At 61.1% G+C, this 23,833-nt stretch carries 19 protein-coding genes; 10 read left to right on the forward strand and 9 right to left on the reverse strand.

Features of this window, described 5'->3' with window-relative positions; all coding sequences use genetic code 11:
- Positions 1-75: 75 nt before the first annotated feature.
- A complete protein-coding gene (gene hisG / locus QZ292_RS04785) occupies positions 76-927 on the reverse strand; it encodes an ATP phosphoribosyltransferase (protein ID WP_294598574.1) in 852 nt (283 codons plus the stop codon).
- Between the two features lie 315 nt (positions 928-1,242).
- On the opposite strand from hisG, the gene QZ292_RS04790 reads away from it, so the two are divergent.
- Positions 1,243-2,217, forward strand: coding sequence for a GSCFA domain-containing protein (locus QZ292_RS04790; RefSeq protein WP_294598577.1), 975 nt, complete (start codon positions 1,243-1,245; stop codon positions 2,215-2,217).
- A 23-nt stretch (positions 2,218-2,240) separates the two neighbouring features.
- Positions 2,241-3,878 (forward strand): alkaline phosphatase family protein, encoded by a 1,638-nt coding sequence (locus QZ292_RS04795; protein ID WP_294598580.1) that lies wholly within the window; start codon positions 2,241-2,243, stop codon positions 3,876-3,878.
- A gap of 1,120 nt (positions 3,879-4,998) precedes the next feature.
- Here the strand turns inward: QZ292_RS04795 and QZ292_RS04800 are convergent.
- On the reverse strand, positions 4,999-5,199 hold the full coding sequence (locus QZ292_RS04800) for a hypothetical protein (protein ID WP_294598583.1): 201 nt from the start codon (positions 5,197-5,199) through the stop codon (positions 4,999-5,001).
- Between the two features lie 42 nt (positions 5,200-5,241).
- Between QZ292_RS04800 and QZ292_RS04805 the strand changes: the two genes are divergently transcribed.
- Positions 5,242-5,865 carry a deoxynucleoside kinase gene (locus tag QZ292_RS04805; protein ID WP_294598586.1) on the forward strand — a complete coding sequence of 208 codons (624 nt, stop codon included), beginning with the start codon at positions 5,242-5,244 and terminating at the stop codon, positions 5,863-5,865.
- Entirely contained in the window at positions 5,852-7,258 is a 1,407-nt protein-coding gene (locus QZ292_RS04810) for an rRNA cytosine-C5-methylase (protein WP_294598589.1), read from the forward strand. The genes QZ292_RS04805 and QZ292_RS04810 overlap by 14 nt, the downstream gene beginning before the upstream one ends.
- A gap of 23 nt (positions 7,259-7,281) precedes the next feature.
- On the opposite strand, the gene QZ292_RS04815 is transcribed toward QZ292_RS04810, so the two are convergent.
- The 4 genes from QZ292_RS04815 to recG form a co-directional block, all read right to left on the reverse strand.
- Positions 7,282-9,366, reverse strand: coding sequence for an alpha-amylase family glycosyl hydrolase (locus QZ292_RS04815; RefSeq protein WP_294598592.1), 2,085 nt, complete (start codon positions 9,364-9,366; stop codon positions 7,282-7,284).
- A 448-nt stretch (positions 9,367-9,814) separates the two neighbouring features.
- Complete coding sequence (locus QZ292_RS04820; protein WP_294598595.1) at positions 9,815-10,054, reverse strand: hypothetical protein; 240 nt, start codon at positions 10,052-10,054, stop codon at positions 9,815-9,817.
- Complete coding sequence (locus QZ292_RS04825) at positions 10,039-10,188, reverse strand: hypothetical protein (RefSeq protein ID WP_294598597.1); 150 nt, start codon at positions 10,186-10,188, stop codon at positions 10,039-10,041. Before QZ292_RS04825 ends, QZ292_RS04820 begins: the two co-directional genes overlap by 16 nt.
- Positions 10,189-10,315: 127 nt before the next feature.
- The gene (gene recG, locus QZ292_RS04830) at positions 10,316-12,439 is read right to left on the reverse strand and encodes an ATP-dependent DNA helicase RecG (protein WP_294598600.1); all 2,124 of its coding nucleotides are present in this window, start codon (positions 12,437-12,439) and stop codon (positions 10,316-10,318) included.
- A 122-nt stretch (positions 12,440-12,561) separates the two neighbouring features.
- Here recG and QZ292_RS04835 point away from each other — a divergent pair, with 122 nt between their 5' ends.
- A complete protein-coding gene (locus QZ292_RS04835; protein WP_294598603.1) occupies positions 12,562-13,416 on the forward strand; it encodes a DUF3108 domain-containing protein in 855 nt (284 codons plus the stop codon).
- A 1,238-nt stretch (positions 13,417-14,654) separates the two neighbouring features.
- Here the strand turns inward: QZ292_RS04835 and QZ292_RS04840 are convergent.
- A complete protein-coding gene (locus QZ292_RS04840; protein WP_294598606.1) occupies positions 14,655-14,873 on the reverse strand; it encodes a hypothetical protein in 219 nt (72 codons plus the stop codon).
- A 24-nt stretch (positions 14,874-14,897) separates the two neighbouring features.
- Between QZ292_RS04840 and QZ292_RS04845 the strand changes: the two genes are divergently transcribed.
- From QZ292_RS04845 to QZ292_RS04855, 3 genes are all read left to right on the forward strand, one after another.
- The gene (locus tag QZ292_RS04845; RefSeq protein ID WP_294598609.1) at positions 14,898-16,409 is read left to right on the forward strand and encodes a GH3 auxin-responsive promoter family protein; all 1,512 of its coding nucleotides are present in this window, start codon (positions 14,898-14,900) and stop codon (positions 16,407-16,409) included.
- Positions 16,410-16,427: 18 nt separating this feature from the next.
- Positions 16,428-19,292, forward strand: a complete 2,865-nt coding sequence (locus QZ292_RS04850; RefSeq protein ID WP_294598612.1) for a cation-translocating P-type ATPase — start codon at positions 16,428-16,430, stop codon at positions 19,290-19,292.
- Between the two features lie 181 nt (positions 19,293-19,473).
- Positions 19,474-19,770: a hypothetical protein gene (locus QZ292_RS04855; protein WP_294598615.1), complete on the forward strand. Its 297-nt coding sequence runs from the start codon at positions 19,474-19,476 to the stop codon at positions 19,768-19,770.
- A 442-nt stretch (positions 19,771-20,212) separates the two neighbouring features.
- Here QZ292_RS04855 and QZ292_RS04860 read toward each other — a convergent pair whose 3' ends face one another.
- A complete protein-coding gene (locus tag QZ292_RS04860; RefSeq protein ID WP_294598618.1) occupies positions 20,213-20,443 on the reverse strand; it encodes a hypothetical protein in 231 nt (76 codons plus the stop codon).
- 183 nt (positions 20,444-20,626) lie between these two features.
- Here QZ292_RS04860 and QZ292_RS04865 point away from each other — a divergent pair, with 183 nt between their 5' ends.
- Entirely contained in the window at positions 20,627-22,138 is a 1,512-nt protein-coding gene (locus QZ292_RS04865) for a Do family serine endopeptidase (protein WP_294598622.1), read from the forward strand.
- A gap of 177 nt (positions 22,139-22,315) precedes the next feature.
- Complete coding sequence (locus QZ292_RS04870; protein WP_294594766.1) at positions 22,316-23,176, forward strand: sigma-70 family RNA polymerase sigma factor; 861 nt, start codon at positions 22,316-22,318, stop codon at positions 23,174-23,176.
- A gap of 301 nt (positions 23,177-23,477) precedes the next feature.
- On the opposite strand, the gene QZ292_RS04875 is transcribed toward QZ292_RS04870, so the two are convergent.
- On the reverse strand, positions 23,478-23,833 hold a 356-nt coding region (locus QZ292_RS04875; RefSeq protein WP_294598625.1), incomplete at its 5' end, for a hypothetical protein.

A 23,833-nucleotide genomic window follows, 5' to 3' on the forward strand; every position in this document is an offset into this window, starting at 1 on the left:
AAAGTTTTTCTGGTTCTCTTTGTTCACAAAGAGAACAGTACCCTCCCGGGCAAAGGCAGACAATCGAAAAGGTGGTTATAAAATCATTTTTTCGGGTGTGAGGACGAGGATGTCCTCCGCCCCGATGGTTTTGAGCCGTTCGATTTTTTCCCAGAGGATCCGCTCGTCCACCACCGCATGCAGCGAGCTCCATCCCTGTTCCGCCAGCGGCAGGATCGTCGGGCTTTTGATGCCCGGCAGGATCGCCGTCGCCTCCGCGAGCCGATCCGTAGGGATATTCATCAGGATGTATTTTTTGCCCCGCGTGCGTTCCACCGCCTCGATGCGGAACAGCAGCTGGTTCAGCAGCGCTCGTTTCGCCGGTTCCAGCTCCCGCGTGGCGATCAGCACCGCCTCCGAGTGCATTGCCGTTTCGACCTCCTTCAGCCCGTTCGAGACCAGCGTTCCGCCGCTGCTGACGATGTCGAAGATCGCATCCGCCATCCCCACCGCCGGAGCGATCTCGACCGACCCCGCGATCTCCTCGATTTCGGCCCGTATCCCCTGTTCGGTCAGGAAGCGCCGCAGGATGACCGGATACGAAGTCGCGATCCGTTTGCCGTTGAAATACTCCGGGCCGGAGTACGCCTCGCCCTTCGGAATCGCCAGCGAGAGGCGGCAGCGTCCGAAGCCCAACCGGTGGGCGATGTCGGCTCCGCACCCTCGTTCCTCGTACTCGTTGAGGCCCACGATGCCGATGTCGGCCACCCCGCGTTCGACCGCGTGCGGGATGTCGTCGTCGCGCAGGTAGAGTACTTCGAGGGGAAACGTCTCCGCGCGGGCGAGCAGCCGGCGTTTGCCTCGTTCGATGTCGATGCCGACCTCGGCGAGCAGTTCGAGGCTCTCTTCGTTGAGCCGTCCTTTGGATTGGAGTGCGATGCGTATCATGGTGCGTGTGAAAAAAAAGAGAAGCCTGCGTTCCCCGTGGCGAGGAAGCAGGCTTCGGTTTTGCGTTCTATGAAATATGTGCAGCTACATATCGATTCCGGCAAAAAGCGACTTCCCCTCATCGGCAAAGCGATGATGGCGATGATGGCCGTGGCGGATATGTTGTGCGTTCGGAATCATTCGTCCGTTAGGATGACAGAGGCAAATGTAGGGATTCTTTCCGGATTTCCAAATTTTCGGCGGGGAAATTTCCGGGCGGAGCCTCCGGAGGGGAGCAAAAAAACGTATCTTTGGGAACTCGATTCTCAGATTCACATGGCCGTCTCCCCCAGTCCGTCGTTTCGCCTTCCCGTCGTTCAGCCTCCGTATCCCTTCCGGATCGGCCCCGGCGACCGCGGCTTGGCGCTCGGCTCCTGCTTCGCTGACCACATCGGGCGGTGGCTTGCCGACGGGAGACTTCCTCTGTGCGTCAATCCGTTCGGGGCGCTCTATAATCCCGCCAGTGTGGTGCAGGCGCTGGAGCGGCTGGCCTCCGGCGAGCCGTTTCGTGAGTCCGACCTTTTCGAACACAACGGCCTGTGGCACAGCTTTGCGCACCACAGCGACTTTTCGGGGCCCGATGCGGCCGAGGTGTCGCGCCGCATCGAAATGGCGCGCGCGGAGGGTGTCCGGGCCTTGCGGGAGGCCCGCTATCTGATGCTCACCTTCGGAACCGCCTGGGTTTATGAGCGGGAGGGGAGGCCGGTAGCCAACTGCCACAAACTGCCCGCGCGGCTCTTCACGCGGCGGCGGCTGACGGTGGACGAAATCGTCGAGCCGCTGGCCCTCCTGCTGGAGCGCTGGCCCGACAGGCAGACGATCCTGACCGTCAGCCCCGTGATCCACCGCGGCGACGGACTCGTCGAAAACCAACTGAGCAAATCGACCCTGATTCTTGCGGCCCACCGGCTGGCCGAACGGTTCGCCGGGCGGGTGCATTACTTTCCGGCCTACGAGATCGTTACCGGCGAGCTGCGCGACTATCGGTTCTATGCCGACGATATGTGCCATCCCTCGTCCGTCGCCATTGAGTATATCCGCCGTCGGTTCTCCGAGTCGCTGCTCACGGTCGAAGCGGCGGAGCTGGTCTCCGCTGTCGGTGAGCTCAGGCGGGCGATGGAGCACCGTCCGCTGCATCCCGGGGGGGAGGAGTATGCCGCTTTCCGGCAGACGATGCGCCGCCGGGCCGAGGAGGCGCAAGCGCGCTACCCGACGGCCGATTTTTCGGAAGAGCTGCAATTTTTTGCGTAAATTTGCCGTTCAAATCATTCAGAATGAAAAAGTTTCTTCTTCGCTGCCTCATACTTTCCGTCGGTGCGGGGCTGTCCGTTCCGGAGGCCTGCGGCCGTTCGGCCATCGATCGTCAGCCGCCGAAACTGGTTGTCCAGATCGTTGTCAGCCAGATGCGCTACGACTACCTGCTCCGCTTCGCCGACAATTTCGGCGAGCGGGGATTCCATACCTTGGTGCGCGAGGGCTCGCTCTGCAAACGGGCCTCGTACGACTATGCCCTGACCCGCACCGGTTCGGGGCTCGCCACGCTGACCACGGGGGCCAACCCTTCGATGCACGGCGTGGTGGGCGAGCGGTGGTTCAACTACACGACCGGCGAGGCGATCGATCTGGCGGCCGACAAGAAGGCTTTTACCGTGGGGAGCGACGAGTACGACGGTCAGTTTTCGCCCCGGGGGCTGATTGCCGGCACGGTGGGCGATCAGTTGAAAACCGTTTATCGGGATTCCAAGGTGGTGAGCATCGCGTTCGATCCGGTTTCGGCCGTCGTGGCGGGCGGACACTCGGCCGATGCGGTCTACTGGCTGAACGGCAAGAACGGCCGGTGGGTGACGAGCAACTATTACGTCTCGGCATTGCCCCAGTGGGTCGAAAAATTCAACGAAGAGGGGGCTGTCGTGGGGTACTCGGCGCAGAAGTGGGAGATTTCCCGGCCGCTGAAAGCCTATCACAACGATGTCTACACCGATATCTCGATCGATACGAGCTGGAAACTCAGTTTCGATTTCCTGACCCGCAAGAAGTACGACTACGACCGGTTGCGCTCTTCTCCGGCGGCCAACACGCTGGTACGGGACTTTGCCGTACAGTCGATCATCTACGAGGGGCTGGGGAACGACGAGGCGCCGGATCTGCTGAACATCGTCTTCGACGGTTCGCGGTATATCGGTGAAAAGTACGGGACGGGATCGATCGAGCTGGAGGACAGCTACTACCGGCTGGATGCGGATTTGGCGTCGCTGCTGGAATTCCTGGATACCCAGGTGGGGCGCGACCGGCTGCTGGTGGTGCTGACTTCGGATCACGGCGCTTCGGATCCGATCCGGGCCGACAGCCGTGTGCCGGCGGGGCTGTTCGACAACGGACAGTTCGCGGCGATTATTTCGGGCTTTCTGGTGGCTCAGCTCGGGCCGGGCGACTGGCTGCTGAAGTTCGAGAACCGGCAGATTTATCTGAACCGCGGGCTGATTTATCAGAAAGGGCACAATCTGGAGGACTTGCAGAACCGGGTGGCGAACTTCGCGATCCAGTTCAGCGGCGTCTCGCAGGCGGTGACGGCGACGGCGCTGCAGAACGGCCATTTTACGGGCGGGGTGCTGGAGCGGATGCAGAACAGCTTCTTCCCGCGCAATTCTGGGGATGTGACGATCAACCTGATGCCGGGCTGGATCGAATACACGGAGGGTCGGCTGTCGGATTCGGGGTCGCCGTACAATTACGATACGCATGTGCCGTTGTTCTGGTACGGGAGCGGGATCGGGAATGCGGATGTGGAGCGGGAGGTGAACCTGACGGACGTGGCTCCGACCTTGGCGGATATTTTGGGGATCGCTCCTCCTGCGGCATCGATGGGGGCGACGATTCCGGAGGTCTTCGTTCCGCGCGCGGCGGAGGATTAGGGTAGAGCCGGCCCATTGTCCACCGTGGCCGCAGCTTGAGGACTGCGGAGCGTAAGGCATAGCGTAGCTAACTAAAAGTTCTTTGCGTCGCTTTCTTTCAAGAAAGCGACAGTTTCAGGCGGCACAAAGTTCTCCCGTCGCTCGCCCGCGTAAAAGGGCATATTCTGCCAATTGGCGGTGAGCCAATCTGGCAAGAATTGCCGCGGGCGACGGCTTCAGGGTGTGCGGACGAAGAACGGAGCAAAGTAAACCAGTAAGCGATACGCAGTATCGCTCCGTCCCGCCGGGGTCACCCGGACGCCGCCCGCGTAGGGCAGTTCCGTCCGGTTCAAAGCCCGACGCGCGCCAACGCCTTAAAAGGGAAATCGTTCAAACACGTAGTCGTGTTTGAACAAGATTTCCCTAAGGCGCGCGGACAGAACTTAATACCGTCGTCCGCCTGCCTGAAGAGGGATTTCGCTCGTTTTGCGGTGAGCAAAATCGAGATGAAATCCCAGCGGGCGACGGCTTCAAGGCGCGCTTGGGTAGAGGCGGCCTATTCCCGGAGTGCCCGAAGGCACCGGCGGAGCGACAGCGGAGCCGTAGTGAGGCGGACACGGGGCGGAGAATTAGGCGGTGAGTTGGGCGGAACTCTTGCGGTTCGTAGAACCGCGCGGGCCGAAGCCTCCCGCCGCGGAGGCCCGCAACTGACGTTGCATTTGGGCCCCGCAGGCTTCAACCCGCTTGATAAGCGAATCGCGTGGCTGGGGTGTCCGGCCGGGGCGGCTCTTCGAGCCGCAGGGTTTGGCTGTGTTTTTCTCGCGCGCCTTGGGAAATCCAGTCAAAACGCACGAGTGCATTTTGACGATTTCCCTGTTAAGGCGTGGCGCGCGGGCTCGGCAAACCTTTTCAGTCGCCCGCGGCAATTCTTGTGGGTTGGCATCCAGCCAACCCACAGAATATGCCTTCTTAGGCGGGCGGGCGACTGTCGAGCTGCGAACCGGACGGGACTGCCCTCGGGCCGGGCGGGCCCCACGTCCCGTGGACGGGCGAAACTTACGTTTCGCTGCGGCTGTGTCGGCCCAATTGGTAGAGGCTGCCTTAGGGTAGACACAGCCAGTAAAACACCCTGTGGGTGCGTTTATTCCGAGAGGCAACGCAACTGAAGACCGTGGCCGCGGTGATGTGCACTGCTGGGCTCGATCCACGCCACACCGAAATCCAGGTGCATGCCATCGGTGCCGCTGATCGACGACGACCGGCTGTAACCGGCATTGCCGACGCTGCCCGAAATGCCGAATAATCCACTCTGGCCTGCGTCACGGTAGCCCGGGGCGGCCAAAACCGATGACCCCCAAACGATAATTATTCAGACAGAAAAGAGATGTATATAGCCATTGCCGGAAATATCGGAAGCGGGAAGACCTACCTGACCGAACTGCTGAGCAACCGTCTCGGGTGGGAAGCCCAGTACGAGGAGACCGAGAATCCATATATCGGTGATTTCTATGACGATATGAAACGGTGGGCCTTTAATCTTCAGGTCTACTTTCTCGGGAAACGGCAACGGCAGATCGACGCCATCGCCTCGCGGGAAACCGAAGCCGACAGTCGGCCCGTGGTCGTGGATCGGACGATCTACGAAGACGCCCAGGTCTTCGCCACCAATCTCCACCGCGCCGGCGTTCTCTCCTCACGCGACTACACCACCTATATGCAGCTCTACCGCTTTACCGTAGCCAACCTCTTGCGGCCGCGGCTGCTGGTCTATCTCCGCGCCTCCGTGCCGACGCTGGTCAGCCAGATCCAGCGGCGCGGGAGGGTCTACGAAGCCTCGATCGATGCCGCTTACCTCGAAGGACTCAACCGGCTGTACGAGGAGTGGATCGAAACGTACGACGGGCCGAAATTGATCGTCGATGTCGATCGCGAGGACTTCGTGACCGATCCGGCGGCGCGGGAAGCTATTCTGGAACGTATTGCAAAGCAGATAGATGGGGAACGTTGAGGGACTCGGGGTGGCATTGCCCCCTGCTTTCAGGGCCCGGGTCGAGGCCGAAGTGCCGGGACTGGCCGAGGCGTTGGACGGGCCGGCGCCGGTCAGCGTGCGGCTCAATCCGTTCAAACCTCTTCTCGTCTCTTCGCCGGAGTTGCCGGCGGGCGGCGAGCCGGTGCCGTGGACGGTGCCGGGCGAGGCGTGTTATCTGACCGACCGCCCTGTCTTTACCGCCGATCCTGTGTTCCACGGCGGAGCTTATTATGTGCAGGAGGCCGGTTCGATGTTCGTCGGATGGCTGTTGCGGCGGATTTTGCAGACTACGGGGATTGCGGCACCTAAAGTGCTGGATTTGTGCGCCGCGCCGGGGGGGAAGACGACCCAGATCGCGTCGGTGGCAGGAGCCAATGGGATCGTCGTGGCCAACGAGACCATCCGGTCACGGGCCCGGATATTGGCCGAGAATGTACAGAAGTGGGGGTCGGGCAATGTGGCGGTGACGTCGAACGATCCGGTCGACTTCGGCGGGCGGATAGAGGGATTTTTCGACGTGATCGTGACCGATGTGCCTTGTTCCGGCGAAGGGATGTTTCGCAAAGACCCGGCCTCGCGCGGGATGTGGTCGCCGGAGGCGGTGCAGCTCTGCGCGGCGCGCCAGCGGCGGATCGTCAGCGATGTGTGGCGGGCCTTGCGGCCGGGAGGGGTGCTGATTTACAGTACGTGTACCTTCAACGCGGTCGAAAACGAGGAGAATGTCCGGTGGGTGGCGGAGGAGCTGGGCGGCGAGGTGCTCGATTTCGACGGGGTGCCGGAGGAGATCGTGACGACGGGTGCCGGGTGGCACTTTTATCCCCATCGGGTGCGGAGCGAGGGCTTTTATGCCGCTGCCATCCGGAAAACGGGGGAGCTCGATGCGAACGGGCGTACTCTCGGGAAAACGAAAAGGAATACGGAATTGGCGTCGCTGATCAAGTCGGAACTGAGCGAGGCGCAGCGGTGGATCGACGGCGACGAGTGGCTTTTCGGCCGGGTCGGCGAGGGGACGGTCTACGGTTTCTCGCCGGAGATGTACCGGACGGTCGAAACGTTGCGGGCGGCGCGGTTCGGGCTGCTTTATTCCGGTGTCGAGCTGGGCGAGCTGGTTCGCGGGAGCTTGAAACCGGCCCATGCGCTGGCCTTGTATGCCGGGGTGAACCGGCAGGCGGTGGCCGTGGCGGAGCTGGACGACGAGGCGGCTCGGGAGTATTTGCGCAAGGGGACGGATGCGGCCGCACTGCCGGTCGAACGGTTTGCCGAAGGGCTGAATCTGGTCGTGTGCCGTGGCATTGCGCTCGGCTGGGCCAAGCGGATCGAGCGGCGGTACAACAATCTCTATCCGGCCGCCTGGCGGGTGCTGCGGTATTGATTCCTAAGGTTTTATGTCCATTCCTATTCCTTTTCCCGTTCGAAGACCAGTGCCGTCCGGCTGACGTTGTAGATCCGCATGTAGTGGCGTGTCACCCCGTCCCCGTCCAAGCGCGACTCGGTGAAGTATTCCGCGCTCTCCGAACCGGAACGTACCCGATCCTGTCCGCCGAAAACCTTTTCATCGCTGCTCAGGATCACCCGCCATTTCCCCGCCTGCGGCGCTGGCAGCTCGTAGTCGGGAATGCTCGCCGTCGGATGCCAGTTGAAGACGAACAGCAGCCCCGCCTGTTCGTAGATCAGCGTCTTGTTCGCCTCGTCCACCTTCAGTTGATAGCCGTATCCGGCGCTGAGTATCCGGTATTTCCGCAGCAGGGCCACCATCGCCCCCTCGAACCGGGCGAGGTCGATGTAGCGCAGGTAGTCCGCCTCGGCCAGCGACCACTGCCGCCGGGCATGGGCATAGCTCCACCCGTTCCCCTCCCGCGGGAAGTCGATCCACTCCGGATGGCCGAACTCGTTCCCCATAAAAGTCAGGTACGCCTCCCCGCCCAGCGTCGAAGTGACGAGCCGGATCATCTTGTGCAGCGCGATCCCCCGGTCGATAATGAGGTTCTGCGACTCGCGGTTCATGGCGAAGTACATCTCCTTGTCCATCAGGCGGAACGCGATCGTCTTATCCCCCACCAGCGCCTGGTCGTGCGACTCGCAGTAGGCCACCGTCCGCACCCCCGGCAGCCGGTTGCAGAGCACGTTCCACATCCGGTGCAGGTCCCACGCCTCGTCCGGCACGTCTTTCAGGTATTCGATCCAGAAGTCCGGAATCGCCATCCCCAGCCGGTAGTCGAATCCCATCCCGCCGTCCGACACCGGGAAGGTCACCCCCGGCATCCCGCTCACATCCTCGGCGATCGTCACCGCTCCCGGACGCAGTTCGTGGATCAGCTCGTTGGCTAAGGTCAGGTATAATATGGCCTCTTTATTGGCGGATGCGCCGAAATAGGCCTCCAGCCCCCACTCCGGCGCATTCACCCCGTGGTGGTGGTAGAGCATGGAGGTCACGCCGTCGAACCGGAAGCCGTCGAAATGGAACTCGTCGAGCCAGTATTTGACGTTCGAGAGTAGGAAGTGCTGCACTTCGTACTTCCCGTAGTCGAAGAGCATGGAGTCCCACTGCGGATGTTCCCCCGCCGCGCCCGGCTGCGAGTAGAGGCAGTCGGTGCCGTCCAGCCGGTTGATCCCTTCGTTGAGGTTTTTGACGTAGTGCGAGTGCACGAGATCCATAATCACGCCGATGCCCAATTCGTGTGCCCGTTTGACCAGCCGTTTCAGGTCTTCGGGCGTCCCGAACCGCGAGCTCGGGGCGAAAAAGTTGCTCACGTGGTACCCGAAACTCCCGTAGTACGGGTGTTCGGCGATGGCCATCATCTGGATGGCATTGTATCCCAGCTCTTTGATCCGTGGCAGGATACGTTCGGCGAACTCTTCGTAGGTGCCGACCCCTTCCCGCTCCTGCGCCATCCCCACATGGGCCTCGTAAATAAGCAGCCCGCCGTCCTGTGCCGCCCGGGCGGTGAGGTCGTACGGCTCTTCGTCCCAGGCGAAAGGTGCTTGCGGTTCCCATACCTGTCCGCAATAGTCTTTCGAGTGTTCGTCCTGCACCACACGCCGGATATAGGCCGGAATCCGATCCATCCACGAGCCGTCTGCGCCGTGGACGTACATCTTTACGAGGCTTCCGTGTTTCAACCTTCCGCCGGTCGCTGCGTCGGGCAGAAAGAGCTCCCACACGCCGTTCGAATCGGGCACCCGTTCTGCCGGGAACTGTGTCCGTTCCCAGTCGTTGAAGTCTCCGAACAGAAAGACTTCCCGGGCTCCGGGTAGCCACTCCCGGAACCACCATCCGTGTCGTTCCGGGTCGTAGTGTATCCCGAAATAGAGGTGGGCGTTGGCGTAGTCGGCGAGCGAGCCGCTCCAGCGGCGGATTTCGCCGGCCCGGCGGGTGAACCGGTCGAATCGGGCGTCGATCTCCGGAGCGGCGGGTCTGAGCCATTCGTCCTGCGCGACGAGCGGCAATATGCGGGGCTGGGGGTGTGGAGTGGATGACATGGCGGAAAAGGTTTGGGTTTAGTTAGGTAACTCTTTGACAAATATAACTTTTTCCGGGGAGAAAACACAGGGCGCGGCAGGTAAATTTTGGGAGGTGTCGGCGCGGTGCCTTCGGGCATTCCGACAGGGCTGCCTTTATCCGAACGGGATGGAACTGCGCTCGGGCCGGGCGGGCCCCACTTGGTAAGACAAAGAGAACCCTAACAAAACACCCTGTGGGTGCGTGGACGGGCAATGCTATGCATTTTGCGGCTGTGTCTATCCTAAAAGGAATCGCCGGGGGATTTTCAATGGGGATGCGAATCCCCCCTTGAATGTGCTCTTTGCCTACTTTCTACCACATAGTAGAAAGTAGGGGCCCCCGCGGCCCGAGCGGAACAAAGAAAAGATTGACTTTCAAGAAATGCAATCGCATGCAACGTCTTGCTCGTTCGCGTTGCTTTTCCGTTTATTCCGAGAGGCAACGCAACTGAAGACCGTAGCCGCGGTAGCGTGCGTAGGAGGGATTGAGGTTCTGTATGCCGAAGTTCAAGAATATGCTGTAAGTTTCGCTTCCGGCAAATGACCAGCTGAATCCGCTATCTCCGACGTACGTTAGATTGCCAGTATCGCGGGCGCGGTAGCCCGGGGCGGTGCGTGCCGCACTCCCAATTGGCTGTGTTAGCCCTCTGTTTATTCCGAGAGGCAACGCAACTGAGAACCGTAGGCGCGGTAATCTCCATAGCTGGAATTGATCCATGTCACGTTGAAATCCAAGCCCACGCTGCGGATACTGCTTGTGGCGGAAGACCAGTTGTAACTGCGGTTGTAGGTGCCGCCCATCGCACCCGAAGCGAAGTGCCGGTAGCCCGGGGCGGTGCGTGCCGCACTCCCAATTGGCAGCCTCGGCCCAATTCTTCACCCCATTCTTTGTCCGTATGCTTTCGAACCTCCAAAGTAACAGGCCGTGTCAGCTGATCTGGCTCAAATCCACCTCGATCTTTTTCTTGCGGTTCAGACGCTCGATCGCAGCAGCCAAAAGTACGTTCGCCGGCTCCTGCAAATTCGGATCCGCTGCCAGCACCCGTTCCGCCACCCCTCGCGCATACTCCAGAATGTCGCCGTCCTTGGCCAGATTCGAGACCTTGATCTCGATCCCTTGACCGCTCTGCGCCGTGCCGTCGATGTCGCCCGCCCCCCGGAGCTGCAAGTCCAGCTCCGACAGCCGGAAACCGTCTGTCGTCGAGACCATCGCCTCCATCCGGTGCCGCGCCTCCGTCGTGAGCTTGTCGCCCGTCATCAGGATACAGTACGACTGCTCGTCGCCCCGGCCTACCCGTCCCCGCAGCTGGTGCAGCTGCGACAAACCGAACCGCTCCGCACTCTCGATCACCATCACCGTCGCGTTCGGCACATCTACCCCCACCTCGATCACCGTCGTCGAGATCAGAATCTGCGCCTTCCCCTGCTTGAACTGCTCCATGCCGTAATCCTTGAGCCGGGCCGGCATCTTGCCGTGCACCACCACGCTCGTGTACTGCGGCGGAGGGAACTCCCGCGCGATTACCTCCGCTCCCGCCTCCAGATTCGCCACATCCAGCGTCTCCGACTCCTGGATCAGCGGGTAGACGATGTAGACCTGCCGTCCCCGGGCAATCTGCTCGCGCAGGAATCCGAACAGCCGCAACCGGTGCGACTCCCGCGCATGAGAGGTGTGTATCGGCTTCCGGCCCGGCGGCAGCTCGTCGATCACCGAGACGTCCAGGTCGCCGTAGAGCGTCATCGCCAGCGTCCTCGGAATCGGCGTAGCCGTCATCACCAGCACGTGCGGCGGCAGATCCTGGCTTTTGAGGCGCAGCTTGGCCCGCTGCATCACCCCGAACCGGTGTTGTTCGTCGATGACCACGAATCCCAGCCGCGCGAACTGCACCCCGTCTTCGATCAGGGCATGGGTGCCGATCAGCAGGTCGATATCGCCCGACGTCAGCCCCTCCGCAATCTCGGCCCGTTTCCTCCGCCCCGTGCTTCCGGTCAGCAGCTCGACCCGAAGCCCCGTCCGCTCGACCAGCGACATCACCGACCGGTAGTGCTGGTTGGCCAGAATCTCCGTCGGTGCCATCAGGGCGCTCTGGAAACCGTTGTCCGCCGCGATCAGGATGCAGAGCAGCGCGACGATCGTCTTACCGCTTCCCACATCACCCTGCATCAGGCGGTTCATCTGGTGCCCGCTCACCATATCGCCCCGGATCTCCCGCACGACCCGCTGCTGGGCGCCTGTCAGCTCGAACGGCAGCTGCTCGTGGTAGAACATGTTGAAATACCCGCCGATTTTCGGCATCCGGAACCCCTGCACCTTCTCCATCCGCACCTGCCGCTGGCTCAGCAGTTGGAGCTGGATGACGAACAGCTCTTCGAACTTGAGCCGCCTCATGGCCGCCTGCAGCGCCTCGGCCGACGGCGGGAAATGGATGTCGTGCAGCGCCTGGGCACGGCCCACTAACCGTTCCTGTTGGAGCAGGTATTCCGGCAGCGTCTCCGGAATGTAATTTTTGACCGCTCCCCACAGTGTCCGCACGGCGTTGAAAATGGCTTTCGTACCCAGCCCGATCGAGTTCAGCCGCTCCGTGGTGCTGTAGATGCCCTGCATGCCGACCGGTTCCTGGCCTTCGACCGCGATCGGCGGCTCGAACTCCGGATGGGCCATATTCGGCCAGCCGTTGAACATCGTGGGACGGCCGAAAAAGATGTATTCGCGTCCCACTTCGAGTTTCTTCATCACGAACCGGGCGCCGCGGAACCACACGACGTCCATCTCGCCGGTGTCGTCGGTCACGACCAGTGCCAGCCGCGCCTTGGAGCCGGTTCCGACGATTCCCTTGTCGCGCACCCGCGCCCGCACCTGAATGTACTGCGCGGAGAGCTCTTCCCGGATTTCGTTGATTTTGTAGATCTTCGACCGGTCTACATACCGGAACGGGACGTGCATCAACAGGTCGCCGAACGTCTCGACACCGATTTCGGCGGCGAGCAGTTCGGCCCGTTTCTGTCCGATGCCGGGCAGGTATTGGATCGGTCTGTCGAGAATGCTGTCCATGGTCTTTCGTACAACAAATATACTCTTTTTTCGGTCGCGCGCCGGGAGCGGGTCGCGGGGGAAAGGAAAAAGTACGGCACGAGGGTTGCACTGCCCGAAAAACGATTATATTTGTCTCTGTTATGAAACGATTTCCGTTTATTCTGTCGTTTGTCGCCGCCGTGCTGTGCTCGGCGGCCGGAGGGCGGGCCCGGGGACAGTCCGCTGCGAGGCCGCTGGCTTTCCGGACGGGCGAAGAGCTGACCTATACGGCGGGTTATGCCTCGACCATGCTGACGACCGATGTGGCGACGGTGACTTTCCGCCTCTCGGAGGGGCGTGTGGCGGCCGGCCCGGCTTATCGGATCTGGGCGCAGGGGGTGACCAAACCGTTTTTTTCGGTCTTTTTCCGGGTGAACGATGTCTATGAGACGTGGCTCGATACGGCGACCCTGCGGCCGCTGTATGCCACGTCGGAGGTTCAGGAGGGGAATTACCGGTATCGCAGCCGCCAGTGGTTCGACTGGACGAAGGGCGAGGTGCGTACCTACGGCAAGAACCTGAAGAAGGGGTATGAGCGGGGTCGGACGATGGCGATCGGGGAGTCGGATTTCGATCCGGTGGGCCATTTCTTCAACCTGCGGAGCTTGCCTTCGATCAGCGCGATGCGGAAGGGGGAGGCGGGATTTCTGAATTTGGTGATGATCGACACGATCCGTACGATCCGGTATGTGTATCAGGGGCGTGAGATTGTCGAGGCGCCGGCGACGGGGCGGGTGCGGTGTATGAAGTTTTCGTGTCAGCTGGCGACGGGCGACGCGCAGTCGTTCAAGGAGGGGAGCGAGTTTTTGATCTGGATTTCGGACGACGAGAACCGGATACCGATTTATATGGAGACCCCGATTCGGGTGGGGCGGGTGCAGGCCACGCTGACGGGGTGGAAGAATCTGGCCCATCCGTTTTCGTCGCGGCTCGCGGATGGGGGGAAGAGGAAATGACAGTATAGTTTATGTCGGTATGCGAACAAAGATTGAGTCTTGCGGAGCTTAAGGCGTAGCGTAGCTATCTGAAAGTCTTTTGGGTACCTTTTCTTCAGAAAAGGTACGGTTCCAGCTGGTTCAAAGCTCACCCCGCGCGCCGACACCTGAAGAGGCGATTCAACTGTTTCGGCGCTGAGCCGAAATAGTTGAATCGCCCAAGGCGCGCGAACAAAATAGGACAAAGCTCTCCCGTCGCCCGCCCGCTTGGAGAGGGATTTCACTCGTTTTGCGATGAGCAAAATCGAGATGAAATCCCAGCGGGCGACGGTTGAAATGCCCAGCGCGCGGACAAAGAATGTGTTTTCAAAAAACGGCACCGGCGGAGCGATAGCGGAGCCACAGTGAGGCGGACACGGAGCGGAGAGCCGAGGACGAACGGGCGGAGAATTGGGCTGTGAATTGTGTGAAATCGGTGCGGGCCGGCGCCAGCGAGGCCGGAAACGAGCTCCGCCGAGTTGCGGGCCTCCGCGGGGGGAGGCTCCGGCCCGCGCGCCCCTGCGGGTCGGTGCCGCTCGGCACTCGAAAGCTGGCCGTGTCTACCCTAAAGGGAATCGTCGGGGGATTTTCAAGGGGGATGTAATTCCCCCTTGAATGTGCTCTTTGCCTACTTTCTACCACATAGTAGAAAGTAGGGGCCTCCGCGGCCCGAGCGGAACAGAGAAAAGAGATAAACTATCTCCCTGACATTAACAGCCGCCTGACGTTTATCGGATAAACGAGTTTGTCCGCGCGCCTTTGGAAATCTTGTCAAAACGCACGAGTGCATTTTGACGATTTCCCTCTTTAGGTGTCGGCGCGGTGCCTTCGGGCACTCCGACAGGGCCGCCTCTACCCCAACCGGACGGAACTGCCCTGCGCGGGCGGCGTCCGGGTGACCCCGGCAGGACAGAGCGATACTGCGTATCGCTTACTTATTCGCTTCGCCCTATTCTCTGGCCGTGCGCTGGCGGAAATCTTGTCAAAACGCCCAGGTGCATTTTGACGATTTTCCTTTTAAGGCGTGGCGCGCGGTTGGTTTGAGGGTACTGCCCTTCCGCCGGGCGCGCGGTGCCTTCGGGCACTCCGACAGAACCGCCTCTACCCTAACAGGATAGAACTGCGCTCGGGCCGCGCAGGCCCCGCGTGCCCGCGGTGGGCAAATAGGGTAGATGCTGCCTTAGGGTAGACCCTGCCAGTAAAACACCCTGTGGGTGCGTTTATTCCGAGAGGCAACGCAACTGAAGACCGTAGGCGCGGCTGTCCGCGCTGCTGGGAAAGAGGGTCGTCACGCTGAAACCCAAGTACACCCCATTGCTGCCGCTCACCGACGACGAGTAGCCGAACCCGTTGTTGCCGACGCCCACCAGTCCGCCATTGGCTCTCTCGCGGTAGCCCGGGGCGGGCCCAACCCGATGAAACAGAATACGTAACTCCACATAACAAGCGAGAAAGATATCGCTATGTCATTGACCAATTCGATACTTACCGCTCTCTACTCCAAACGGCTCAAAGCCATCGAAAATTTCCGACGCTTCCCGTGGGAGGTGCAGGCCGAACAGTTCCGTCTGCTGATGAGCTACGGCGCACAGACCGAATACTTCCGCCACTATGGCATGCACGCCTACGACTCCGTTGAGACCTACCAACGGCGGATACCCGTCGTGAATTACGACGATATCCAGAGTCAGATCGAACGCATGCGCGTCGGCGAAGAGAACATCCTCTGGCCCGGGAAAGTCGGCTGGTTCGCCAAATCGTCCGGCACGACCGGCGACCGGAGCAAATACATCCCCGTCACCGACGAGGTTTTGCACCAGTGCCACTTCCGGGGCGGGCGCGATGCGATGGCCCTCTTTGCCTACTACCACCCCCGGAGCAAGGCATTCAGCGGCAAGACCCTCACCCTCGGCGGCAGCCATCGGCTCGACCCCCTCGGCGGAGGAGTGCAGAGCGGTGACCTCTCCGCCATCCTGATCCATAATGCGCCGAAATGGGTCAACCGCCTGCGCGAACCCTCGACCCACATTGCCCTGATCCCCGATTTCGAACGCAAAGTCGACGCCATCTGCTGGCGATGCTCCAAACAGCGCGTGACCGCTTTCGTCGGCGTGCCTTCGTGGAACCTCGTGCTCATGAACCGCATGCTCGAATACACCGGGACGGACAACCTGCTCGAAGTGTGGCCCGACCTCTCGCTCTTCATTCACGGCGGCGTCAGCTTCACGCCCTATCGCGAGCAGTACCGGCGGCTGATACCCTCCGACCGGATGAAATACATGGAGACCTACAACGCCTCCGAAGGCTTCTTCGCCTTGCAGGACAACCTCTCCACCCCCGACATGCTGCTGATGCTCGACTACGGCGTCTTCTACGAATTCCTGCCCGTCACCGAGCTCGACCACCCGGAAAAGGCCGTGACGCTGGCCGATGTCGAGATCGGCGTGAATTACGCCATGATCATCTCCACCTCGGGCGGCCTGTGGCGCTATATGATCGGCGACACCGTCGAATTCACCAGTCTCGCCCCCCACAAGATTCGGATTACCGGACGCACCAAAAGCTACATCAACGCCTTCGGCGAAGAGATCGTCATCGACAACGCCGAACGCGCCATCTCGGCAGCCTGTGCCGCGACCGGCGCCCGCGTGCTCGAATACACCGCCGCCCCGGTCTTTATGCAGGGACGGGCCAAGGGAGCGCACCAGTGGTTTATCGAGTTTTCCGCCCCGCCGTCGGACATCATGCTCTTTGCCGAGACCCTCGACCGGACGTTGCAGGAGGTCAACTCCGACTACGCCGCCAAACGGTTCAAAAACACCACCCTCATGCCGCCCCGGCTTGTCGTGGCGCGGAAAGGAGCCTTCTACCGCTGGATGGACGAACGCAAGAAACTCGGCGGACAGAACAAAGTGCCCCGGCTGGCCAACGACCGGAAATATATGGAACAATTGTTGAAAATCAACTCCTTGTAGAACTATCCGTTTATACGCATGACACACCTGGGATTGAGTGCTCGCGAAGTCGAAGCGAGCCGGGCCGAACACGGCGAGAACGTGCTGACCCCACCGCCGCGGACGCCGTTGTGGAAACTGTTTTTGGGTAAATTTTCCGACCCCGTTATCCGGATTCTGCTGATCGCTGCCTTTCTGTCGCTCGGCATTTCGTTCGTCCACGGCGAGTATTATGAAACCGTCGGGATATTCTGTGCCATTTTTCTGGCCACCGGCGTTTCCTTCTGGTTCGAAGTCGATGCTGCCCGCAAGTTCGACCTCCTCAACCAGGTGAACGACGACACCCCCGTGCGGGTGATCCGAGACGGACAGGTGCGCGAAGTGGGGAAACGGGAGATCGTGGTCGGCGATATCATCCTGCTCGAGACCGGCGACGAAGTGCCGGCCGATGCGGAGCTGCTCGAAGCCATGGCCCTGCAGGTCGACGAATCCAACCTGACCGGCGAGCCTTCCGCCTTCAAGACCATCCATCCCGAAGAATTCAGGTCCGACGCCACCTATCCCGGGAATCTGGTGTTGCGCGGGACGAGCGTCATCGAGGGGCACGGCGTCGCCCGGGTGATTCGAGTGGGAGATGCCACCGAGTTCGGGCGCGTGGCGACGCAGGCCACGGTGCAGGCCGAGGAGAATACCCCCCTCAACCGCCAGCTCGAACGGCTGGCCAAGCTGATCGGCGTGGTGGGCTTCGGACTGGCCGTTTTCACCTTTGCGGCCCTTTTCCTGAAAGACGTTTTCGACGGCCACGACCGTTTTACGTGGGGGCAGCTGGGACTGCTGGGGGCGGTTTTTGCCGGGCTCGCGGTGGCTTCGGTCAAGATGTGGCTGCCGCTGGTTTACGACGCTTTCGATTTGGCCGGCCGGCCGCGGCGGATGCCGGCGGGGATTGCACGGCGGGGCTGGTTTTTCTGGCTGCTGTGCGGGTTGTTGGTCTGTGCCGGGATTGCTTCGCTGGGGCTCTTTTTCGGAGTCGATCCGCTGTCGGCTCAGGCCTGGATCGGGCTCGACGCGGCGGGACGGATACTGAACTACTTCATGGTGGCGGTGACCCTGATTGTCGTGGCCGTGCCCGAAGGGTTGCCGATGGCGGTGACGCTGGCGCTGGCGCTTTCGATCCGAAAGATGCTGAAATCCAATAATCTGGTGCGTAAGATGCACGCTTGCGAGACGATGGGGGCCACGACGGTGATCTGTACCGACAAGACGGGGACATTGACTGCCAACCGGATGAGCGTCGAGGAGGCCCGGTTCGACTTTGGTGTTCCGGAACGGGTTGTGTATGAAGGGATTGCGGTCAATACGACGGCGGAGCTGAACTGCGACGACCCGAGCCGGCCGAAAGCCCTCGGGAATCCGACCGAGGGGGCGTTGCTGCTCTGGCTCGATGCCGCCGGAGAGGCCTATGCCGGGTGGCGCGAACGGGCCGAAGTCATCGCCCGACTGCCGTTCTCGACCCGGAACAAATACATGGCGACGATCGTTCGGTCGGGTGCGCTCGACGGGCAGACCGTCCTATATGTCAAGGGGGCTCCGGAGATCGTCCTGGGGTATTGCGTCGGCCTGTCGGATGCGCAGCGGACGGAGGTGGAGGCTCAGCTGGCCGGATTCCAGCAGCAGGCGATGCGGACGCTGGGATTTGCTTATCGGATTTTGCCGTCGGGGGACGATGCGGCGGGGTATGCCCATGCCGACGCCGAGGCGCTCAAGGCTTTGGTGGCCGAGGGGGGGCTGACGTTTGCGGGCTATACGGCCATTATGGATCCCGTGCGGGAGGATGTCCCGGCGGCGGTGGCCGAGTGTATGGGGGCGGGGATTGCCGTCAAGATCGTGACGGGCGATACGCCGGGGACGGCTCGCGAGATCGGTCGCCGGATCGGTCTGTGGGATCCGGCATCGGACGGCCCGCGGAACGAGATTACGGGCGTCGAGTGGGAGGCGCTTTCGGATGACGAGGCACTGGAGCGGGCGGCGGAGATCAAGATCATGTCGCGCGCCCGGCCGATGGACAAACAACGCCTCGTGCAGCTGTTGCAGCGCCGGGGCGAGGTGGTGGCGGTGACGGGCGACGGGACGAACGACGCTCCGGCACTGAACTTCGCCAACGTGGGGCTGTCGATGGGGAGCGGCACGTCGGTGGCGCGCGAGGCGAGCGACATCACGCTGCTGGATGACTCGTTCGCCAGCATCGCCACGGCGGTGATGTGGGGGCGGTCGGTCTATCGGAATATCCAGCGGTTCGTCCTGTTCCAGCTGACCATCAATGTGGCGGCGCTGACGATCGTTTTTCTGGGGTCGTTGCTGGGGTTCGCCCTGCCGCTGACGGTGACCCAGATGCTGTGGGTGAACCTGATTATGGACACCTTTGCGGCGGGAGCCTTGGCGTCGTTGCCTCCGGATCGGCGCGAGATGGCGCATCGGCCGCGGCGCACGACCGATTTTATCATCACGTCTGTCATGCGCCGGTCGATCCTCTGGACGGGCTTCGGCTTTGTGGCGGTTTTGCTGGGTTTGCTGGCTTGGTTCGGGAACACCGGCGGAGGGGTGACGGCGTATGAATTGTCGCACTTTTTCACGGTGTTCGTGCTGTTGCAGTTCTGGAACATGTTCAATGCGAAGGCCTATGCGAGCGGTCGTTCGGCTTTTCACGGATTGTTGCACGACACGGGCTTTTTAGTGGTGGCGGCTTTGATCGTGATCGGTCAGGTGCTGATCGTCTCGTTCGGTGGCGAGGTGTTCCGGGTGGTTCCGTTGTCGTTGAGGGACTGGGCGATCGTGATCGGAGCGACATCGGCGGTGCTGTGGATCGGCGAAATATTCCGTCTGATTCGCTCGCGGCGACAGGCGTAGGGGTAGTTTAGATGGGATAAAACTTGCCGCGAGCGGTCAAAGAGTGGGGTAGAGGCTGCCTTAGCGATGCGCAAGCATCGCCCGTCCACGGGACGTGGGGCCCGCCCGGCCCGAGGGCAGTCGAAGCTCGACCGCGCGCCGACGCCTAAAGAGGGAAATCGTCAAAATGTGCCGGCACATTTTGATTGGATTTCCCAAAGGCGCGCGAACAGGGAATGATGTGAAGAGTTGGGCCGAGGCTGCCGCAGCGATGCGCAAGCATCGCTCGTCCACGGGACGTGGGGCCCGCCCGGCCGACGCGTTCGCGTCATGGCGGCCGGCCGTTGTTATTCAGGCAATGAATATTCGCGCGCCACGCTTTAAGAGGAATTTCATTCGTTTTGCGGAGAGCAAAATCGAGATGAAATTCCCGCGGGCGACTATCCGGAATATCCCGCGCGCCACGCCTAAGGAGGCGATTCCACTGTTTCGGCGATGAGCCGAAACAGAATGAATCGCCCGGCGCGCAAAAAACGTGCAAGGCGGCGGAGCGATAGCGGAGCCGCAGTGAGGCAGACACGGGGCCGAGAATTGGGCTGAATAGTTACGGCCCGCAGGGCCGTGCAGTCCGACGCCATCCCACGCGGCGGGCTGCAACTCGACGGAGCTCGTTGCGCCCTTCGCTGGCGCCGAACTGCAATGGATTTTTCGGTCCGCGCGACCCTTGCGGGTCGCAGAGTTTCGGCTTTGGGGTTGTGTCCGCGCGCCTTGGGAAATCTTGTCAAAACGCGCAAGCGAGTTTTGACGATTTCCCTCTTTAGGCGTCGGCGCGCGGTCGAGCTCTGAACCGGATAGAACTGGCCTCGGGCCGGCCGGGCCCCGCGTGCCCGCGGTGGGCAAATAGGGTAGAGGCTGGCAATTGTGAGTGTGACACGCCCCGTTTATTCCGAGAGGCAACGCAACTGAAGACCGAAACCGCGACTGTCCAGCGTAGCCGGATTGAGCCTTTGTACTCCGAAATTCATAGTTATGCAACAGTCATAGTCTTTACGGGGAGAGGTAGCGGAGGAAAACCCGAAACCTCCGTCGCCGACATTCCAAGTTTTACCGTCTCCGTAACCGCGGAAGCCCGGGGCGGAGCGCTCGGCACATGAAAAAGAGCCGTCTGCCACAGTCCCGCAATAAAAAATTTCGCCCGCTCCCGACAAATCGCCTCCCGGACATACCATTTCGCCCGCCCGCTACGTTTTTACTCCGACCTGTTTTGTCTGAAAACTGATTTTGTCCGAAATACTTTTCGATACATTTGCCTATGGAATAACGCTCCTCCACAGTTAATCCGAAGAATTGATACGATGAAAAAACGATGGATGATTCTGAGCCTGACCCTCTCCGTAGCCGCAGGCTCGCTGGCCGCTTACACCGTAAGCCGGCTGACCGTGCCGCACGCTGCCGATCGTGCCGCTACCGTGACCTATGAAGGCGAGGGAGCCCGGGCCCATTTCGCTTCCACTCCTGTCGAAACTTCGACGCAGGGTATTCTGCCCGACTTCACCACCGCAGCCGAACAGGGTGTCGAAGCCGTGGTCAATATCGAAAACCGCCAGAAACTGAAAGTGCAACGCCTCTCCAGCCCGTTCGGAGGCGGCGGTTTCGACCCCTTCGAATTCTTTTTTGGCCCCCAAGGCGGACAGCAGCAGAGCCAGCCCGAAGAGCAGGAGCGGCGTTCGGGCGGTTCCGGCGTGATTATCTCGCCCGACGGGTATATCGTCTCCAACAACCACGTCGTCGAGGGAGCCAGCGAACTGATCGTCACCCTCCACGACGGGACCACCCATAAGGCTACGCTGGTCGGGAGCGACCCGTCGACCGACATCGCCCTGCTGAAGATCGACGCCACCGGGCTGAAAACCATCTCTTTCGGCGACTCCGAAGCCCTGCGGCTCGGCGAGTGGGTGCTCGCTATCGGGAACCCCTTCGGACTCACCTCGACCGTCACTGCCGGGATTGTCAGCGCCAAAGGGCGCAGCCTCGGCGTGATCCCTTCCCAGATGGGAGTCGAATCCTTTATCCAGACCGACGCCGCCGTCAATCCCGGCAACAGCGGCGGAGCGCTGATTACCACCGAAGGGAAGCTCATCGGCATCAATACCGTTATCAAATCGCCCACCGGAGCCTATGCCGGCTACTCGTTTGCGATTCCCTCCTCCATCGTGCGCAAAGTGGTGACCGACCTGCGCGAATACGGCGTCGTGCAGCGCGCCATGCTCGGCATCTCGTTCCAGGCCGCGACCCCCGAATGGGTCGAACGCTTCGGCAAAGAGAAAGGAATTGACGAACCGGGCGGGATTTATATCGCCGAGATCGTGGCCGACGGCGCTGCCGAAGCAGCCGGGATCAAGGCAGGCGACGTGATGACCCACATCGACGGCCGGCCGATGAACACCACCGCCGACGTGCAGGAGACCATCGCGAAGCTGCGGCCCAACGACAAGATTCGCGTGACGATCCGTCGCAACGGCGCGACCAAAGCGTACGACGTGGTGCTGCGCAACCGGGCCGGCAAGACCGAACTCGTCCGGAAAGACGACACCAACCTGCTCGAAGAGCTCGGAGCCACCTTCCGCGAAGTGACCGACAAACAGAAAAAAGAGCTCAACATTCGCGGCGGGATCCAGGTCGTCGAGCTCAAGGAGGGCGGCCTGCTCGCGAAATCCCGCGTGCGGCGCGGTTTCATCATCACCGCCATCAACGACCGGGCGATTACCGAAGTCAGCGACCTGAACCGCATCACCGACAAAGTGCAGTCCATCGACGGCATCTATCCCGACGGCCGCATGGTCAGCTATCAGGCCTTGGGACAGTGATCCCGGGCCGGTACGCACAACGGTCTTAACGATTGAACCGGCCGGCGGAACTTCCGCGATCCGAACGGATTTTCCGCTCCGGCCGGTTAAATTTTGCGAAGGGCGAAACAAAAAAACAGTTCCAACGTATAACATAGCGTTCACCCTTCCGAAATTTCATACACAAGTCATATTTCCATGAGACAGCTGAAAATTACCAAATCCATCACCAATCGCGAGAGCGCATCGCTCGACAAATACCTTCAGGAGATTGGGCGCGAGGATTTGATAACCGTCGAAGAAGAGGTCGAGTTGGCCCAGCGCATCAAAAAAGGCGACCAGGAGGCCCTCGAAAAGCTCACCAAAGCCAATCTTCGGTTCGTGGTGTCCGTGGCCAAACAATACCAGAATCAGGGGCTCACGCTGCCGGACTTGATCAACGAGGGGAACCTCGGGCTCATCAAGGCAGCCGAAAAGTTCGACGAAACCCGGGGGTTCAAATTCATCTCCTATGCCGTCTGGTGGATCCGGCAATCCATCTTGCAGGCCTTGGCGGAACAGTCGCGTATCGTGCGTCTGCCCCTCAACCAGGTCGGATCGCTCAACAAGATCAACAAGGCATTCGCCCGGTTCGAGCAGGAGAACGAACGCACCCCGTCGCCGGAAGAGCTCGCCAAAGTGCTCGACCTGCCGAAAGAGAAGGTGGCCGATACGCTGCGGGTGTCGGGACGGCATGTGTCGGTCGACGCGCCGTTTGCCGAAGGGGAAGATAACAGCCTGCTCGACGTGCTGGTGAACAACGACTCGCCCAACGCCGACCGCAGTCTGATTAACGAGTCGCTCTCGACCGAGGTCGACCGTGCGCTCTCGACCCTGACGGAGCGGGAGCGGGATATCGTGAAATACTTTTTCGGGATCGGCACGGCCGAGATGACCCTCGAAGAGATCGGCGAACAGTTCGGCCTGACCCGCGAACGGGTGCGGCAGATCAAGGAGAAGGCGATCCGCCGGCTGCGTCACAGCTCGCGGAGCAAACAGCTCAAGACCTATCTGGGGTAATTGAACTTGGAAAACGAAGATTTGGAGACCGGGAGGTTTGCTGCATGCAGCAAACCTCCTTGTTTTTTTGTAAAGCGATAGAATGCGCGTTCGAAGCTTGAGTCTTCGGAGCTTGAGGCGCGCGACAGAGAACGATGTGAAGAGTAGGGCCGAGGCTGCCGTAGCGAAACGCAAGTTTCGCCCGTCCACGGGACGTGGGGCCTGCGCGGCCTGAGCGCAGTCCCATCCAGTTGGGGTAGAGGCGGCCCTGTCGGAGTGCCCGAAGGCGCGCGGACAGAACTCATTTCCGTCGCCCGCCCGCTTAAAGAGGGATTTCGCTCATTTTGCGGAGAGCAAAATCGAGATGAAATCCCAGCGGGCGACGGCTGAAGTGTCCCGGCGTGCGACCGCTGGAGAAGGAAATCGTTAGAACAATGGTGAATTGTTCTAACAGGATTTCCGCCCGCGCGCGGACACGGCGGAGCGACAGCGGAGCCGCAGTGAGGCCGACACGAGGCCGAGAATTGGGCTGAATAGTTACGGCCCGCAGGGCCGTGCAGTCCGTCGCCACCTCCGGCGGCGGGCTGCAACTCGACGGAGCTCGTTGCGCCCTTCGCTGGCGTCGAACTGCAATGGATTTTTCGGCCCGCGCGGCTTTTCGAGCCGTAAGGTAGGGTA

The organism is uncultured Rikenella sp. (assembly GCF_910577125.1).
Lineage (GTDB): Bacteria > Bacteroidota > Bacteroidia > Bacteroidales > Rikenellaceae > Rikenella.